The organism is Azospira sp. MPR-LB4, from assembly GCF_058809525.1.
In genome coordinates this window covers 963,041-977,723 of the sequence record NZ_CM179521.1, presented here as the reverse complement: position 1 = coordinate 977,723, position 14,683 = coordinate 963,041, and the positions used below count along the sequence as shown (strand labels likewise).

The window sequence follows — 14,683 nt, the reverse complement described above, 5'->3', positions numbered from 1 at the left end:
AATTTACGGGGGATGGGCGCTTTGGTCAACCCCGAGGGGCTTGTGGTTATTACGCAGGCCGCCCCGTGGCGGATCAGGCCAGGGGACGTTGCAGGCTTTCCCGCTGCAGGGTCTCGCCGTCCCACACCAGGCAGTCGCCCCAGGCCCGGCTGGCGTCCTGGCGCCAGTCGGCGAGGACCCAGCGCTCGCAATGGATGCCGTCCACGATGTGGTCGTGGCGGTCCGGGCGGTGGGTGTGGCCGTGGATCAGGGTGGCGTAGCCGTTGTCGCGCAGGAAGTCTTCCACCGTGGCGGCGTTGACGTCCATCAGGTAGTCGGCGCCGTCCCGTTTTTCCGCCTTGATGGTTTCGGAGCGCTGGCGCAGGGCGGCGGCGATGGCCTTGCGTTCCGCCAGGGGTTTGGCCAGGAACTCGCCCTGCCAGGCCGCGCCGCGCACCTGGGCGCGGAAGTCCTGGTAGTCCCTGTCGTCGGTGCACAGGATGTCGCCGTGGCTGAGGACGAACTGCCAGGTGACCACGGACAGCACATAGGGGTCGGGCAGCAGGCGCAGGCCGGCGGCGGTGGCGAAGTCCTGACCCAGGAGGAAGTCCCGGTTGCCGTGCAGCAGATTGAGTTCGATGCCCTGGTCGGCGGCCTGGCGCAGGGCGGCGATGATGCGGGCGTTGTAGGGATCGGTGCAGTCGTCGTCGCCGACCCAGTGGTCGAAGAAGTCGCCGAGGATGTAGAGGCTGCTGGCCTGGCGGCCGGGCAGGGAGGCCAGGAAGTCGAGGAAGAGGGCGGTGATGCCCGGGACTGCCGGCGAGAGGTGGAGGTCGGAGATGAAGTAGAGCATGGGGCGCGAGGGTGTGATGATGGCTCGCGCCCCGGTACGGCGGGCTGCTTAGACGACTTCAGCGCGTTCGATGATCACGTCTTCCACCGGCACGTCCTGGTGGAAGCCGCTGCGGCCGGTCTTGACGCCCTTGATCTGATCCACCACCTCGGTGCCTTCGACCACCTTGCCGAAGACGCAGTAGCCCCAGCCGCTGGCGGAGGGGGAGGTGTGGTTGAGGAAGTCGTTGTTCTTGACGTTGATGAAGAACTGGGCCGTGGCGGAATGGGGATCGTTGGTGCGGGCCATGGCGATGGTGTAGACGTCGTTCTTCAGGCCGTTGTCGGCCTCATTCTTGATCGGGGCCTGGGTGTCCTTCTGCTTCATGCCGGGCTCGAAGCCGCCGCCCTGGATCATGAAGCCGTTGATGACCCGGTGGAAGATGGTGTTGTCGTAGTGGCCGGCTTCCACGTAGGAAATGAAGTTCTTCACGGTTTCCGGGGCCTTTTCGGCATCCAGTTCCAGGCCGATGACGCCGAAGTTGGTGTGCAGTTTGATCATGAGCTTGCCTTTCGATGCTGGGTGGACGCCGCCGCTGGCGACGCCCGAATTGCCCCTCGCCCTCGCAACGAGGGGCCGGGGGTGAGGGCGGCGGGACGGGCCCGCCGGGTTTATTTCTTTTCCGGGAGCAGCTTGACGGACTGGATCACCACCGGGGAGGCGGGGACGTTCTGGTGCCCGCCCTGGTTGCCGGTGCGCACCTGGCCGATCTTCTTCACCACGTCGATGCCTTCGCGCACCTTGCCGAAGACGGTGTAGCCCCAGCCGTCGAAGGAGGGATAGTCCAGGTTGCGGTTGTCCACCAGATTGATGAAGAACTGGGCCGTGGCGGAGTGGGGATTGTTGGTGCGGGCCATGGCGATGGTGCCGATGTCGTTCTTCAGGCCGTTCTTGGCCTCGTTCTCGATGGGCGCCCGGGTGGCCTTCTGGATCATGTCCGGGGTGAAGCCGCCGCCCTGGATCATGAAGCCGTCGATGACCCGGTGGAAGATGGTGCCGTCGTAGAAGCCGTCCTTGGTGTATTGCAGGAAGTTGTCCACGGTCTTGGGCGCCTTGTCCGCATACAGCTCGAGGACGATGCGCCCCTGGTTGGTCTGGATTTCCACCTGGGGATTGGCGGCCAGGGCCAGGGGGGCGACCAGGGCCAGCAGCAGGCCGGTGGCGGCGCGGTGCAGGGATTTGAACATCAGGCGGCTCCTTCGTAGATGATTTTCCAGGTGCCGTTTTCCCGCACCCAGTATTGGCGTTTCTTCATCTGGTTGTTGAGGTTGTTGCTGCGGTAGTCCTGTTCGAAGGTGACCACCACGTAGTCTTCCTTGTCCGGGGCGCGGAACATGGACATGCCGGTCAGCTTGACCTTGATCCATTCCTTGCTGGCGTTGACCTGGCGCTTCTGCTGGGCGAAATCCGCCAGGTTCTGCTGGCCGTTCTTGAAGCTGGCGGAGTAGTGGGAGAGGAACTTGTCCACATCCTTGCTCTCCCAGTCGGTCCGCCAGGCGTCGATCTTCTTGTTCAGTTCGTTCCGTTCCTTGTTCCAGTCGTCCAGGGACAGCCATTCCACGGAATTGCTGATGATCACCGGGGTCAGGCCCACCTGCAGGTTCTTGGCCAGGGCGTCCAGGTCCGGATTGGCAAGCACGACGCAGCCGTCGGAGGCCCGGGGCGGGCGGGAGAAGGTGTCCGAGGGGGTGCCGTGCAGCCAGATGCCGTGGCCGTTGCGGCCCTGCTGCTTGTCCCACTCGTTGGGGTAGTTGATGGGGAAGGCGCCGCTGCCGTAGAGATCGGCCAGCTTCTCCCGGGGCAGGCTGGAGGTGACGTGGTAGACGCCGATGGGGGTCTTCTTGTCGCCTTCGCGGAATTTCTCGGCGCCCAGCTTGCCCTGGGTGATGTAGTAGTCGGCGACAAAGCGGGGGCGGCCGGCCTTCAGGTCGTTCTCGTAGAGGTAGAGCCGGGATTTCTGGGTGTCCACCACCACCGCGTACTTCTGCTCCGGCACCATCTGCATCAGGTAGCGGGGCACCGCGTCGGCCTGGGGCTTGTCCTTGTAGCCGCGCAGACGCACCATGGCCTCGGCCCGCAGGTCCGCCAGCTTGTCCTGGGGGGCGCCGGGGGCGTTGCCGAAGGTTTCCAGGGGCCGGGTACGGGCCAGCAGCAGGTCGCCCTTGATCAGGTGGCCCAGGCGGAACTTGGGAAAGCGCTCCAGCAGGGTGTCGGTGAGGATCAGGGCCTTGTCCAGGCGGTTGCGTTCGATCTCGTCGAAAATGCGCGCCAGCATGGGCTCCGGGCCTTGCAGGCCGGCGCCGGAATCGGAATAGGTGGCGCCGTCGGCCGGCAGGGAAAGGTCGGCCTCGCTGCTGCCGTTGCCGTGCTTGTAGCGCCACAGGGCATTGGCCTTCCAGGCGGCGCCGGCGGCAACCAAAACGATCAGGGCAACTACGGTGCGGCGGAAGCGCCGGCCGGAGTTGCCCCGGGTGTACATCAAGGACATCAGCTACCTACTTTTTCCTGCTGGATCAGCCATTTGCCACCGCTACGCTGCAGCACGAGGGTCTTGGCGGCGGAGGATTTGAGCGTGGCGGAGGTGTAATTCTGCTTGAAGCGCACCGTGGCCTTGTCGCCGTTCTGGCTGACCTTGATGTCCTCGACCGATACCTGCAGCTTGCCAGGCTTGTCGATACGGCTGGCTCGTTCCTTCTCCCAGGCCTTGCGGTTGCCGCCGGGGGCCTGGAAATCGGGGGCGTAGAAGGAGAGATAGCCCTTCACGTCCTTGCGCGACCAGGCGGCTGCCCAGTTCTGCACGGCCTTGGTGACGGCGCCTTCGTCGGCGGCTTCAGCCTTGGCGGCTGCAGGAGCGGGCTTTTCGGCCTTGGCCGGTTCGGCGGCGGGCTTTTCCTTCTCCGGCTTGTCCAGCACGGTGACCTTGGCCGGCGTGCCCTTGGCCGCTTCCGGTGCCTTGGCCGCAGCAGCGGCCGGGACGGGGGCGGGAGCCGGGGTCGGCGCCGGGGCGGCAGCAGGAGCCGGGGCGGGGGCAGGCGTCGGAGCGGCAGCAGGCGCGGCGGCAGCGGGTACCTTGCCGCCGGGAGCCCGGGAAGAGCCGATCATTTCGCGGATCAGGGACAGCTTGGACTGGGCGTGGGCATTGGAGGAGTCCAGTTGCAGCGCCTTGTCGTAGGCCTGGCTGGCCAGCTTGGCATAGACGTCGCCCAGGTTCTCGTGGGCCACGGCGTAGGAAGGATGGGTGCGGATGGCCATTTCCAGGGCGGTGCGGGCCTTGTCGTACTGCTTCTGCTGGGCGTAGAGCACGGCCAGGTTGTTGTAGGGCTCCGGCAGTTCCGGGAAATCCTCGGTGAGCTTGGTGAAGACCGCGATGGCCTCATTGTTGCGATTCAGCTCGGTGAGAATGATGCCGCGCAGGAAGCGTCCCTGGGCGTCCTTGGGACGGGTGGCGATGTAGGCATCCACTTTTTCCAGGGCCTGGGCGTTCTGTCCCTGTCTGACCATCTTCTGGATATCGGTGATGGCAACGTCGGCCGCCAGGGAAATGTTGGCGGAACCGAGCCCGATCAGGGCGCCGATCAGCAGGGCCGGAAGCAGCCGGGAACGGCTGGAATGGCGCGGCAGGCGGGCAGCTGGCGAAAAGTGGGAACCCATCGTTGTGTTATACTCTCTCGGACGATTTGACGGTGTTTTGCATATGCCGAAGCGAACGCCGAACGGCTTTTTTCAGGCTTTTCGCAAAACTGCCCGATTCTAACAAAGAAGGGCGCCGGAGCGAAGTTGCCGGGCCATCGACCTGGTGAATTTCGGTGCCGTCCGCCTCCCGGGTTCCACGGCAGTTGCCGCTTGTGTCCAGGCCTGCCGTCGGGCGGGTAAGCTCCCGCCCTTTCTTTTGCCCATCCGATAATCCCCATTTTTCTTTCTGCCCATGCTGAAAATCTATAACACCATCGCCCGGGAAAAGCAGGAATTCGTCCCCATTGAAGCCGGCAAGGTGAAAATGTATGTCTGCGGCATGACGGTTTACGATTTCTGCCACCTGGGCCACGCCCGGGTGCTGGTGGTATTCGATGCCGTCTATCGCTGGCTGCGGGCCAGCGGTCTGGACGTGACCTACGTCCGCAACATCACCGACATCGACGACAAGATCATCCGCCGGGCCGTGGAAAACGGCGAGACCATCGGCCAGCTGACCGACCGCTTCATCGCGGCCATGGATGAGGATGCCGCCGCCCTGGGCGTGCAGAAGCCCACCCACGAACCCCGGGCCACCGAGTACGTGCCCCAGATGCTGGGTCTCATCGGCCAGCTGGAAGCCAACGGCCTGGCCTACAAGGCCGCCGACGGCGACGTGAATTTCTCGGTGCGCAAGTTCCCCGGTTACGGCCGCCTCTCCGGCAAGTCCCTGGACGACCTGCGGGCCGGCGAGCGGGTGGAAGTGGATTCGGCCAAGCAGGACCCCCTGGACTTCGTGCTGTGGAAGCACGCCAAGGCAGGTGAGCCCGCCTGGGAATCCCCCTGGGGCGCCGGCCGTCCCGGCTGGCACATCGAGTGCTCGGCCATGAGCTCCGATTTGCTGGGCAAGCATTTCGACATCCACGGCGGCGGCCAGGATCTGCAGTTCCCCCATCACGAGAACGAGATTGCCCAGTCCGAAGGGGCCCACGGTTGCACCTTCGTCAATTACTGGATGCACAACGGCTTCGTGCGAGTGGACGACGAGAAGATGTCCAAGTCCCTGGGCAACTTCTTCACCATCCGCGACGTGCTGAAGAAGTACGACGCCGAAGTGGTGCGCTTCTTCATCCTGCGCGCCCACTACCGCAGCCCCCTCAACTATTCCGACGCCCATCTGGACGACGCCCGGCAGGCCCTGACCCGGTTGTACACCGCCCTCAAGGCGGCGCCGGCGGAAGCGGTGGCGGTGGACTGGAACGAGGCCCATGCCCAGCGCTTCCAGGCGGCCATGGACGACGACTTCAACACGCCGGAAGCCCTGGCGGTGCTGTTCGACCTGGCTAACGAGGCCAATCGCAGCAAGGACTCAGCCGTGGCGGCCCAGCTGAAGGCCCTGGCCGGGGTGCTGGGGCTGCTGCAGCGCGATCCCCAGGCCTTCCTGCAGGGCGCCACGCCGGATGCGGCCGATGGCCTCAGCCCGGCGGAGATCGAGGCCCGCATCCAGGCCCGCATCGATGCCAAGAAGGCGAAGAACTTTGCCGAGGCCGACCGTCTGCGGGCCGAACTGCTGGCTGCCGGCATCGTGCTCGAGGACTCCGCCCAGGGCACCACCTGGCGCAGGGCCTGAAGCCGGGCCGTCTTCCGCTCTTTCGTATCCGCCTCCCGTCGGGAACGGGGGAAACAAAAAAGCCCGCCATCGGCGGGCTTTTTCTATGCTTGGTCGGTCTAGCGCAGGACCTTGCCGCCGTTGCCGATCACCGTCAGGTCCACGAAGCGGGAACCGTTGTGGTCGCTGGTGGAGTAGCTGACCCGGTAGCCGCCCAGGTCATAGCTGCCCATGCTTTCCAGGGCCGTGGTCAGCTTGTCCCGGGTGAGGTCCTTGCCGGCTCGCTTGATGCCTTCCACCATGACCTTGGCCATGGCATAGCCCTCGACGCCGTAGTAGGGAGACTGGCTCTGCTTGCCCATGGTGGTCATCAGCTTGCGGTATTCCCGCACCAGGGGGTTGGAGTCGTTCCAGGGATAGGGCATGACCTGGGAGATGCCGATGCCCCGGGCGTCGTTGCCCAGTTCCTTCACCAGCAGGTCGGCGCCCACCGGGGAGAGGGTCATGAACTGGGGGTTCTGGCCGTGCTTGCGCATCTGGCGCACGAACTCGGCGGTGGGCTTGTACAGGGTGACCATGATCACGGCCTGGGGCGTGACCTTGGAAATGGCTTCCACCGCCTTGGCCACGTCCAGGGAATTGCGTTCCACGGTGCCGACGGCGGAGGGGGCCAGGCCGTGCTTCTTCAGGGCGGCGGTGACGCCGTCCAAGCCGGACTTGCCGAAGCCGTCGTTCTGGTAGAAGACGGCGATGTTCTTCAGGCCGAGGGAGGCCAGCTGGCTGACGATGGCATCGGTTTCGTTGGCATAGCTGGCGCGCACGTTGAACATGTAGCGGTTCACCGGGTTGCGCAGGGTTTCGGCGCCGGAGATGGTGCCCACCAGGGGCACCTTGGCGCCGGAGAACACTTCCATGGCGGCAGTGGTGGGGGAGGAGCCGTAGAAGGCCAGCAGGGCGAAGGCCTTTTCGTCGTGGATCAGCTTCTTGGTATTGGCCACGGCCCGGTCGGTCTCGTAGCCGTCGTCCAGGGAAACCAGTTCCAGCTTGCGGCCGTTGATGCCGCCGCCCTTGTTGATCTGCTCGAAGTAGGCGGTGATGCTTTCCCGCATTTCCGTGCCGTAGATGCCGTTGGGGCCGGAGAAGGGGGCGGACATGCCGAGGGTGATGGTGCTGTCGGTGACCCCGTTCTCTGCCATGGCGGCGCCGGACAGCAGGGCGCAGGAGGCCATTAACAGGGATGCCAGACGGTGACGAAAGCGCTTCATTTTTCCCTCCTTGAGCGTCATTTTGTGGTGTGTTGTGGGGGAGGACTATGGCATTGGTCGGGCCGGATTGCAAGACGCCGCCTGGCTTTGCGGCCCGAAAAAAAGGCGGCCCGGAGGCCGCCCTGGTTTGTCTCCGGGACTACTGCCCGAAGAAATCCTTCACCTTGTCCATCCAGCTCTGGGCTTTCGGATTGTGGTTGGCGGAATCGCCCTGGCTGATCTCCTCCAGTTCCCGCAGCAGTTCCTTCTGGCGCTCGGTGAGATTGACCGGGGTTTCCACCACCACGTGGCACAGCAGGTCGCCGTGCACATGGCTGCGCACGCCCTTGATGCCCTTGCCGCGCAGGCGGAAGACCTTGCCCGACTGGGTTTCCGCCGGGATCTTGATCTTGGCGGCACCGTCCAGGGTGGGGATTTCGATTTCCCCGCCCAGGGCGGCGGTGGTGAAGCTGATGGGCATCTCGCAATGCAGGTCGTTGTGGTCCCGCTGGAAGACGGAGTGGGCCTTGAGGTGGATCTGCACGTAAAGGTCGCCCGGGGGGCCGCCATTGACGCCGTGTTCCCCTTCGCCGGCAAGCCGGATGCGATCGCCTTCGTCCACCCCGGCCGGAATCTTCACCGACAGGGTCTTGTGCTGCTTGACCCGGCCGGCGCCGTGGCAGGTGCCGCAGGGGTCGGGAATGATGCGGCCGGTGCCGTGGCACTTGGGACAGGTCTGCTGGATGGAGAAGAAGCCCTGCTGCAGCCGTACCTGGCCGCTGCCCTGGCAGGTGGGGCAGGTCTTGGGCTGGGTGCCGCTCTTGGCACCGGAGCCGCTGCAGGTGTCGCAGACTTCCATGGTGGGGATGCGGATCTTGGTTTCCGTCCCCTTGGCCGCCTGCTCCAGGCTGATTTCCAGGTTGTAGCGCAGATCGGCGCCGCGGTAGATGTTGGAACGGCCACCGCCGCCACCGCCGGCACGGCCGCCGAAGATGTCGCCGAAGATGTCGGCGAAGGCATCGCCGAAACCGCCGCCGCCAAAGCCGCCGCTCCCGCCGAAGCCGCCGGCCTGGGGATCGACCCCGGCGTGGCCGTACTGGTCGTAGGCAGCCCGTTTCTGGCCGTCGGAGAGGATCTCGTAGGCTTCCTTGGCTTCCTTGAACTGCTCTTCGGCCTTGGGGTTATCCGGATTGCGGTCCGGATGGAATTTCATGGCCAGCTTGCGGTAGGCCTTCTTGATCTCGTCGTCGCTGGCATCCCGATTGACGCCGAGGACTTCGTAAAAATCTTTTTTTGCCATTTCAGCTCTCTAAAAGGCATGGCCGCAAAGCGTGCAAAGGGGCCTTCCGGCCTGGCTTTGCACGTCCTTGCGACCCATGGTCGGACCGGAAGAGGAGATTACTTCTTGTCCTTCACCTCGGTGAACTCGGCATCCACCACGTCGCCTTCCACGGTCTTCTCGCCGCCGGAAGCTGCACCGGCTTCGGCACCGGGGGCGCCGCCGGCAGCCTGCTGCTGGGCGTACATCTTCTCGCCCAGCTTCTGGGCGGCGGCGGCCAGGGCCTGGGTCTTGGCTTCGATCTCGGCCTTGTCGGTGCCGCGCACGGCGTCTTCCACTTCCTTGATGGCGGCTTCGATGGCGGCCTTTTCCTCGTCGGACAGCTCCTTGCCGTACTCGGTCAGGGACTTCTTGGTCATGTGCACCATGCCGTCGGCCTGGTTGCGGGCATCGGCCAGCTCATGGACCTTCTTGTCCTCTTCGGCGTGCAGCTCGGCATCGCGCACCATGCGTTGCACTTCTTCCTCGGAGAGGCCGGAGGAGGCCTGGATCTTGATCTTGTTTTCCTTGCCGGTGGCCTTGTCCTTGGCGGAGACGTGCAGGATGCCGTTGGCGTCGATGTCGAAGGTGACTTCGATCTGGGGCATGCCGCGGGGGGCCGGCGGGATGTCGGACAGGTTGAACTGGCCCAGGCTCTTGTTGCCGGAAGCCACTTCCCGCTCACCCTGCAGCACGTGGATGGTCACGGCGTTCTGGTTGTCGTCGGCGGTGGAGAAGACCTGGCTGGCCTTGGTCGGGATGGTGGTGTTCTTCTGGATCAGCTTGGTCATGATGCCGCCCAGGGTTTCGATACCCAGGGACAGGGGAGTCACGTCCAGCAGCAGCACGTCCTTCACTTCACCCTGCAGCACGCCGCCCTGGATGGCAGCGCCGACGGCCACGGCTTCGTCCGGGTTCACGTCCTTGCGGGGATCCTTGCCGAAGAACTCCTTCACCTTGTCCTGCACCTTGGGCATGCGGGACTGGCCGCCTACCAGGATCACGTCGTCGATGTCGCTGACCTTGACGCCGGCATCCTTCAGCGCGGTGGCGCAGGGAGCGATGGTGCGTTCCACCAGGTCGTCCACCAGGGATTCGAACTTGGCCCGGGTGATCTTCTGGGTCAGGTGCTTGGGGCCGGAAGCGTCGGCAGTGATGTAGGGCAGGTTGATTTCGGTCTGCTGGGAGGAGGACAGCTCGATCTTGGCCTTTTCGGCGGCTTCCTTCAGGCGTTGCAGGGCCAGCACGTCCTTGGACAGGTCGGCGCCCTGTTCCTTCTTGAATTCGGTGACGATGTAGTCGATCAGGCGCTGGTCGAAGTCTTCGCCGCCGAGGAAGGTGTCGCCGTTGGTGGACAGCACTTCGAACTGGTGCTCGCCGTCGATTTCGGCGATTTCGATGATGGAGATGTCGAAAGTGCCGCCACCCAGGTCATACACGGCGATTTTCTTGTCGCCCTGCTTCTTGTCCATGCCGAAGGCCAGGGCCGCGGCGGTGGGTTCGTTGATGATGCGCTTCACTTCCAGACCGGCGATGCGGCCGGCGTCCTTGGTGGCCTGGCGCTGGCTGTCGTTGAAGTAGGCGGGCACGGTGATGACGGCCTCGGTCACTTCCTCGCCCAGGTAGTCCTCGGCGGTCTTCTTCATCTTGCGCAGCACTTCGGCGGAAACCTGGGGCGGGGCGATCTTCTTGTCGCGCACGTCCACCCAGGCATCACCGTTGTCGGCCTTGACGATCTTGTAGGGCATCAGGGCGATGTCCTTCTGCACTTCCTTTTCCTCGAAGCGGCGACCGATCAGGCGCTTCACCGCGAACAGGGTGTTGCGCGGGTTGGTCACGGCCTGGCGCTTGGCGGGGGCGCCGCACAGCACTTCACCGTCTTCGGCATAGGCGACGATGGAGGGGGTGGTGCGGGTGCCTTCAGAGTTTTCGATGACCTTGGGCTGGCCGCCTTCCATGATGGCGACGCAGGAGTTGGTGGTGCCCAGGTCGATACCGATGATCTTGCCCATGTTTCGTGTCCTTTCAGAGTGGCGGCGGTGGGGGCCTTCGGCCCGGCGCACCCGCCGGAATCAATACGAATTGCTTTCTGCACCCCAAATGGGGGTGGGGTCGGCTATTTCAAGGCTGTTTCCAGCCTTTTTTGCCGAAAATCAGGCGTCCTTGCCCTTGGCGACCATGACCATGGCCGGGCGCAGCACCCGGTCGGCGATGAGGTAGCCCTTTTGCAGCACATTCACCACGGTGTTGGGTTCCTGCTCGGACTCGACCATGCCGATGGCCTGGTGCTTGTTGGGGTCGAACTTCTGGCCAACGGGGTTCTCTTCCTTGACGCCGGATTTCTCGAAGGCGGAGAGGAGGTTCTTCAGGGTCATGTCCACGCCGACCCGCAGGGAGTCGGGGTTGGTGTCGGCCAGGGCCATTTCCAGGGTGTCCTTCACCGGCAGCAGGCTCTCGGCGAATTTCTCGATGGCGAACTTGGAGGCCTTGGCAATGTCTTCCTGGGCCCGGCGACGCATGTTCTCGGTCTCGGCCTTGGCCCGCAGCCAGGCGTCGTGGTGTTCCTGGGCGTTCAGTTCGGCCTGGCGCAGCAGCTCTTCCAGGCTCGGGGTGGTGTCGGTCTGGCCTGCAGCGGGCTGGGCCACGGATTCGGGGGCATTGGCATCGCCGCCCAGTTCCAGGGGGTCCTGAGGCTTGTTTTGATCTTGCATGGGGATTCTCCGGAAAAACTTTTCTCCACGTGGGGGCGCTCTCGGGGATTTCAAGCCCCGGGGCGTGATTAATTTCCGCCGGCCCCCGCCGGGGCTTTGCTAGCATCTGCCGATGCAGACCAAAACGCCTCGCGGGGACTGAACCATGCCGGAACGCATCGGCCGCTACGAAGTCGTCCGGGAACTGGGACGGGGAGCCACCTCCATCGTCTATCTGGCCCGGGACCCGCAGGCCGTGGACGAGTCGCGCCGTCAGGTGGCGCTCAAGCTGATGCGCCTGGGGGGGGAGAATGCGGCCCTCTCGCGGCGCCTGCTGAAGCTGTTCCAGACCGAGGGCAGCATTGCCCGGCGCCTGGACCATCCTCACATCACCCGGGTCTTCGACGCGGTGATGGAAGAGGTCAATGGGGAGCAGCGCACCTACATGGTCATGGAGTACGTGAATGGCACGCCCCTGGACCAGTTCTGCGCCATCGACCGCCTGCTGCCCATGCACCGGGTGGTGGGCATCATCTTCAAGTGCTGCCTGGCCCTGGACTACGCCTTCCGCCAGGGGGTGGTGCACCGGGACATCAAGCCGGCCAACATCCTCATCGATGCCGACGACAATCCCAAGATCACCGATTTCGGCCTGGCCCTGAATCTGCAGAAGGACGTGGGCAAGGATTCCACCTTCGTCATGGGAGTGGGTTCGCCGGCCTACATGTCGCCGGAGCAGGTCAAGGGTTATCCCCTCAACCACAAGACCGACCTCTATTCCCTCGGGGTGGTGCTGTTCCAGCTGCTCACCGGCCGCACGCCTTTCCGGGCCCCCACGTCGGCAGCCCTCATGTACAAGATCGTGAACATGGATACGCCCTCGGTCTGCGCCCTCAATCCGGCCATTCCGGAGGCCATGGACGGCATCATCCGCCGGGCCCTGGAGAAGGACCTTTACAGCCGCTACCGCAACGGGGCCGATTTCGCCAAGGACCTGTCCACCGTCCGCTACCAGATTCTGGACGAGGACGACACGGCCCGGGACATGGTCCGCTTCGACCGGCTGCGGCAGCTGCCCTTCTTCGCCAGCTTCGAGGATGTGGAACTGTGGGAGGTGCTGCGCATCAGCATCTGGCGCGAGATTGCGCCCAAGGTGGAGTTGATGCGGGAAGGGGACGAGGACCGGCGCTTCGGCATCATCGTCAGCGGCTATGCCGAAGTCTCCCGGGACGGACGCGCCATCTGCCGCCTGGGGGCCGGCGAGGTGCTGGGGGAAATGGCCTACCTGCATCCGGAAAGCCCGGAGCGCAGTGCCAGCGTGGTCACCCTGGAGCCCACCGTATTCCTCGAGGTCAGCGGCCCGGCCCTGGAACTGGCCTCGGAAGAGCTGATCGAGCGCATGCGCCGTGCCCTCATGGCCCGGGTGGTGGAGCGGCTGCGGGAGGCGGACAAGATCCTGGCCCGTTTCGGCGACAAGGCGGTGGAGGGGGGCGGTGCCCGCAGCGGCGGCGTTGATTACGCCGAGCTCGACTGCGACCTGGAGTTGCTGCCGCCCATCGAATAGCGGACTGACCGCCGCCGGCAGCGCCGCAACAAAAGAAAACACCCGGAGGCTTGGTGCCTGCCGGGCGTTTTTTGTGGGCGGTCCGGGATCAGACCTTGAAGCGCCCCACCGTGTTCTGCAGGGAATCGGCCAGGGCTTCCAGGGATTGGGCAGCGGCAGCCGTCTGCTCCACGGATTCGTTGTTTTCCCGGGCCATGGCGGCGATGGCCTCGATGCTGTCCGCCACTTCGCCGCTGACCCGGCGCTGCTCGTCGGTGGCGCCGGCGATGGCATCCAGGCCGTGGCCCACTTCAGTGACGGAGCCGTTGGCGGCCTGCAGGATGTCGGCCACGTTGGTGACCGAAGCCTGGCTGGAGGACAGGTGGCCCAGGCCCTCTTCGATGGCCCGCCGCACATTGACCGACTGGGCCGAGAGGGTTTCGGTGATGGCATCGATCTCGCTGGCGGAGCGGGAGGACTTCTCGGCCAGTTTGCGCACCTCGTCGGCCACCACGGCGAAGCCCCGGCCCTGCTCGCCGGCCCGGGCCGCCTCGATGGCGGCGTTGAGGGCCAGCAGGTTGGTCTGCTCGGCGATGTCCTTCACTTCCTGGGTCATCTTGTTGATGGCGTCGGTGTTGCGCACGAACTCATTCACCGACTCGGCCATTTCCTTGACCGTCTGCTCCACGTTGTTCATTTCCTCGAGCAGGTGGCCCAGGCTCTTGTTGCCCTCCTCGGAGCGCTTCAGGCTTTCCTGAGACTGCTGTTGTACGTGCTCGGCGCTCTGGGAAATGGCGGCGATGGACGACACCATCTGTTCCACGGCGGAGGCGGCAGTGACGGACTTCTCGTTCTGCTGGTGGGAGCCGTCGGCCACCTGGGAGGCGCTCTGGGCCAGGGCATGGGCCTTGGCGGAAACCTCGGTGGCGGACTGGCTGACCTGGCGCACCAGGGTGGAGAAGTTCTCCATCACCTGATTGAAGACGGTGGCGGCCAGGCCCACTTCGTCCCGGCCCTTCACTTCCAGGCGGCGGGTGAGATCCCCTTCGCCGGTGGCGATGTCCTGCAGGCCGTGGGTCAGATGCTCGATGGGAATGGTGACGAAGTGGCGGATGAACAGGTAGATCACCGCCAGCAGCAGCAGGCTGGCACCGAAGGCGGCGGCAGCGATCTTCAGGCGGAAGGCGTTGACCTCGGCGTCCACCTTGTCGAGGGAAACCTTCATGCTGACCAGGCCGAGGACGGACCCTTCCGGCACCTGGTGGCACATGATGCAGTTCTTGCCCAGGTAGTTGGTGGAAGCCAGGGTGGGGGTGACCACCCGCAGGTAGGTGGCGCCGTTTTCTTCATGCACGGCGGTATAGGCCTTGCCGCTCTGCATTGCCTGTTGCTCGATGCTGTCCATGGGACGTTTGTCCTTGGTGTCGGGGCCGAAAATCTTGCTCACGGCTTCGCCGCGGACCACGTGCAGGTCCTTGATGACGGAGAGCTGCTTGATCTGGTCGAGGAAGACTTCGCGCTGGCCGACGGTGCCGGTGATCATCATGCCGGTGAGGCCGGCCATGGTCATTTCGTGGATGCTGCCGGCAAAATCCTTGGCTTGGCCGATGGCTGTTTCCCGATTGACTTCGGATTCCCAGACGATCATGCCTGTCCATACGGCAATGAGCATGAACCAGATGGCTGCGGTGAGGCGCACCCAGATTTTCAAATCGGCGATACGAGCCATAATCTCC

12 protein-coding genes are annotated in these 14,683 nt (G+C 64.6%); 2 read left to right on the top strand and 10 right to left on the bottom strand.

Annotation, left to right across the window (positions count from 1 at the left end; genetic code table 11):
- Positions 1-73: 73 nt before the first annotated feature.
- The 5 genes from AC3QLZ_RS04440 to AC3QLZ_RS04420 all read right to left on the bottom strand — a co-directional run bounded on the left by AC3QLZ_RS04440 (position 74) and on the right by AC3QLZ_RS04420 (position 4,522).
- Positions 74-832 carry a UDP-2,3-diacylglucosamine diphosphatase gene (locus AC3QLZ_RS04440; protein ID WP_492783403.1) on the bottom strand — a complete coding sequence of 253 codons (759 nt, stop codon included), beginning with the start codon at positions 830-832 and terminating at the stop codon, positions 74-76.
- A gap of 48 nt (positions 833-880) precedes the next feature.
- Positions 881-1,372, bottom strand: coding sequence for a peptidylprolyl isomerase (locus tag AC3QLZ_RS04435; RefSeq protein ID WP_014238102.1), 492 nt, complete (start codon positions 1,370-1,372; stop codon positions 881-883).
- 110 nt (positions 1,373-1,482) lie between these two features.
- On the bottom strand, positions 1,483-2,058 hold the full coding sequence (locus AC3QLZ_RS04430; RefSeq protein ID WP_492783402.1) for a peptidylprolyl isomerase: 576 nt from the start codon (positions 2,056-2,058) through the stop codon (positions 1,483-1,485).
- Complete coding sequence (locus AC3QLZ_RS04425; protein WP_014238100.1) at positions 2,058-3,359, bottom strand: L,D-transpeptidase family protein; 1,302 nt, start codon at positions 3,357-3,359, stop codon at positions 2,058-2,060. Before AC3QLZ_RS04425 ends, AC3QLZ_RS04430 begins: the two co-directional genes overlap by 1 nt.
- Positions 3,359-4,522, bottom strand: coding sequence for a nuclear transport factor 2 family protein (locus AC3QLZ_RS04420; protein WP_014238099.1), 1,164 nt, complete (start codon positions 4,520-4,522; stop codon positions 3,359-3,361). Before AC3QLZ_RS04420 ends, AC3QLZ_RS04425 begins: the two co-directional genes overlap by 1 nt.
- Before the next feature lie 274 nt (positions 4,523-4,796).
- Between AC3QLZ_RS04420 and cysS the strand changes: the two genes are divergently transcribed.
- Positions 4,797-6,173: a cysteine--tRNA ligase gene (gene cysS, locus AC3QLZ_RS04415; RefSeq protein WP_152088938.1), complete on the top strand. Its 1,377-nt coding sequence runs from the start codon at positions 4,797-4,799 to the stop codon at positions 6,171-6,173.
- 98 nt (positions 6,174-6,271) lie between these two features.
- On the opposite strand, the gene AC3QLZ_RS04410 is transcribed toward cysS, so the two are convergent.
- From AC3QLZ_RS04410 to grpE, 4 genes are all read right to left on the bottom strand, one after another.
- Positions 6,272-7,417 carry an ABC transporter substrate-binding protein gene (locus AC3QLZ_RS04410; protein WP_014238097.1) on the bottom strand — a complete coding sequence of 382 codons (1,146 nt, stop codon included), beginning with the start codon at positions 7,415-7,417 and terminating at the stop codon, positions 6,272-6,274.
- Positions 7,418-7,556: 139 nt separating this feature from the next.
- The gene (gene dnaJ / locus AC3QLZ_RS04405) at positions 7,557-8,696 is read right to left on the bottom strand and encodes a molecular chaperone DnaJ (protein WP_287873735.1); all 1,140 of its coding nucleotides are present in this window, start codon (positions 8,694-8,696) and stop codon (positions 7,557-7,559) included.
- 98 nt (positions 8,697-8,794) lie between these two features.
- A complete protein-coding gene (gene dnaK / locus AC3QLZ_RS04400; RefSeq protein ID WP_492783401.1) occupies positions 8,795-10,726 on the bottom strand; it encodes a molecular chaperone DnaK in 1,932 nt (643 codons plus the stop codon).
- Positions 10,727-10,867: 141 nt separating this feature from the next.
- Positions 10,868-11,425: a nucleotide exchange factor GrpE gene (grpE, locus tag AC3QLZ_RS04395; protein WP_492783400.1), complete on the bottom strand. Its 558-nt coding sequence runs from the start codon at positions 11,423-11,425 to the stop codon at positions 10,868-10,870.
- Between the two features lie 145 nt (positions 11,426-11,570).
- Here grpE and AC3QLZ_RS04390 point away from each other — a divergent pair, with 145 nt between their 5' ends.
- Positions 11,571-12,968, top strand: coding sequence for a protein kinase domain-containing protein (locus tag AC3QLZ_RS04390; RefSeq protein WP_014238093.1), 1,398 nt, complete (start codon positions 11,571-11,573; stop codon positions 12,966-12,968).
- Positions 12,969-13,056: 88 nt separating this feature from the next.
- On the opposite strand, the gene AC3QLZ_RS04385 is transcribed toward AC3QLZ_RS04390, so the two are convergent.
- Positions 13,057-14,676 (bottom strand): methyl-accepting chemotaxis protein, encoded by a 1,620-nt coding sequence (locus AC3QLZ_RS04385; protein WP_014238092.1) that lies wholly within the window; start codon positions 14,674-14,676, stop codon positions 13,057-13,059.
- Positions 14,677-14,683: the final 7 nt, after the last annotated feature.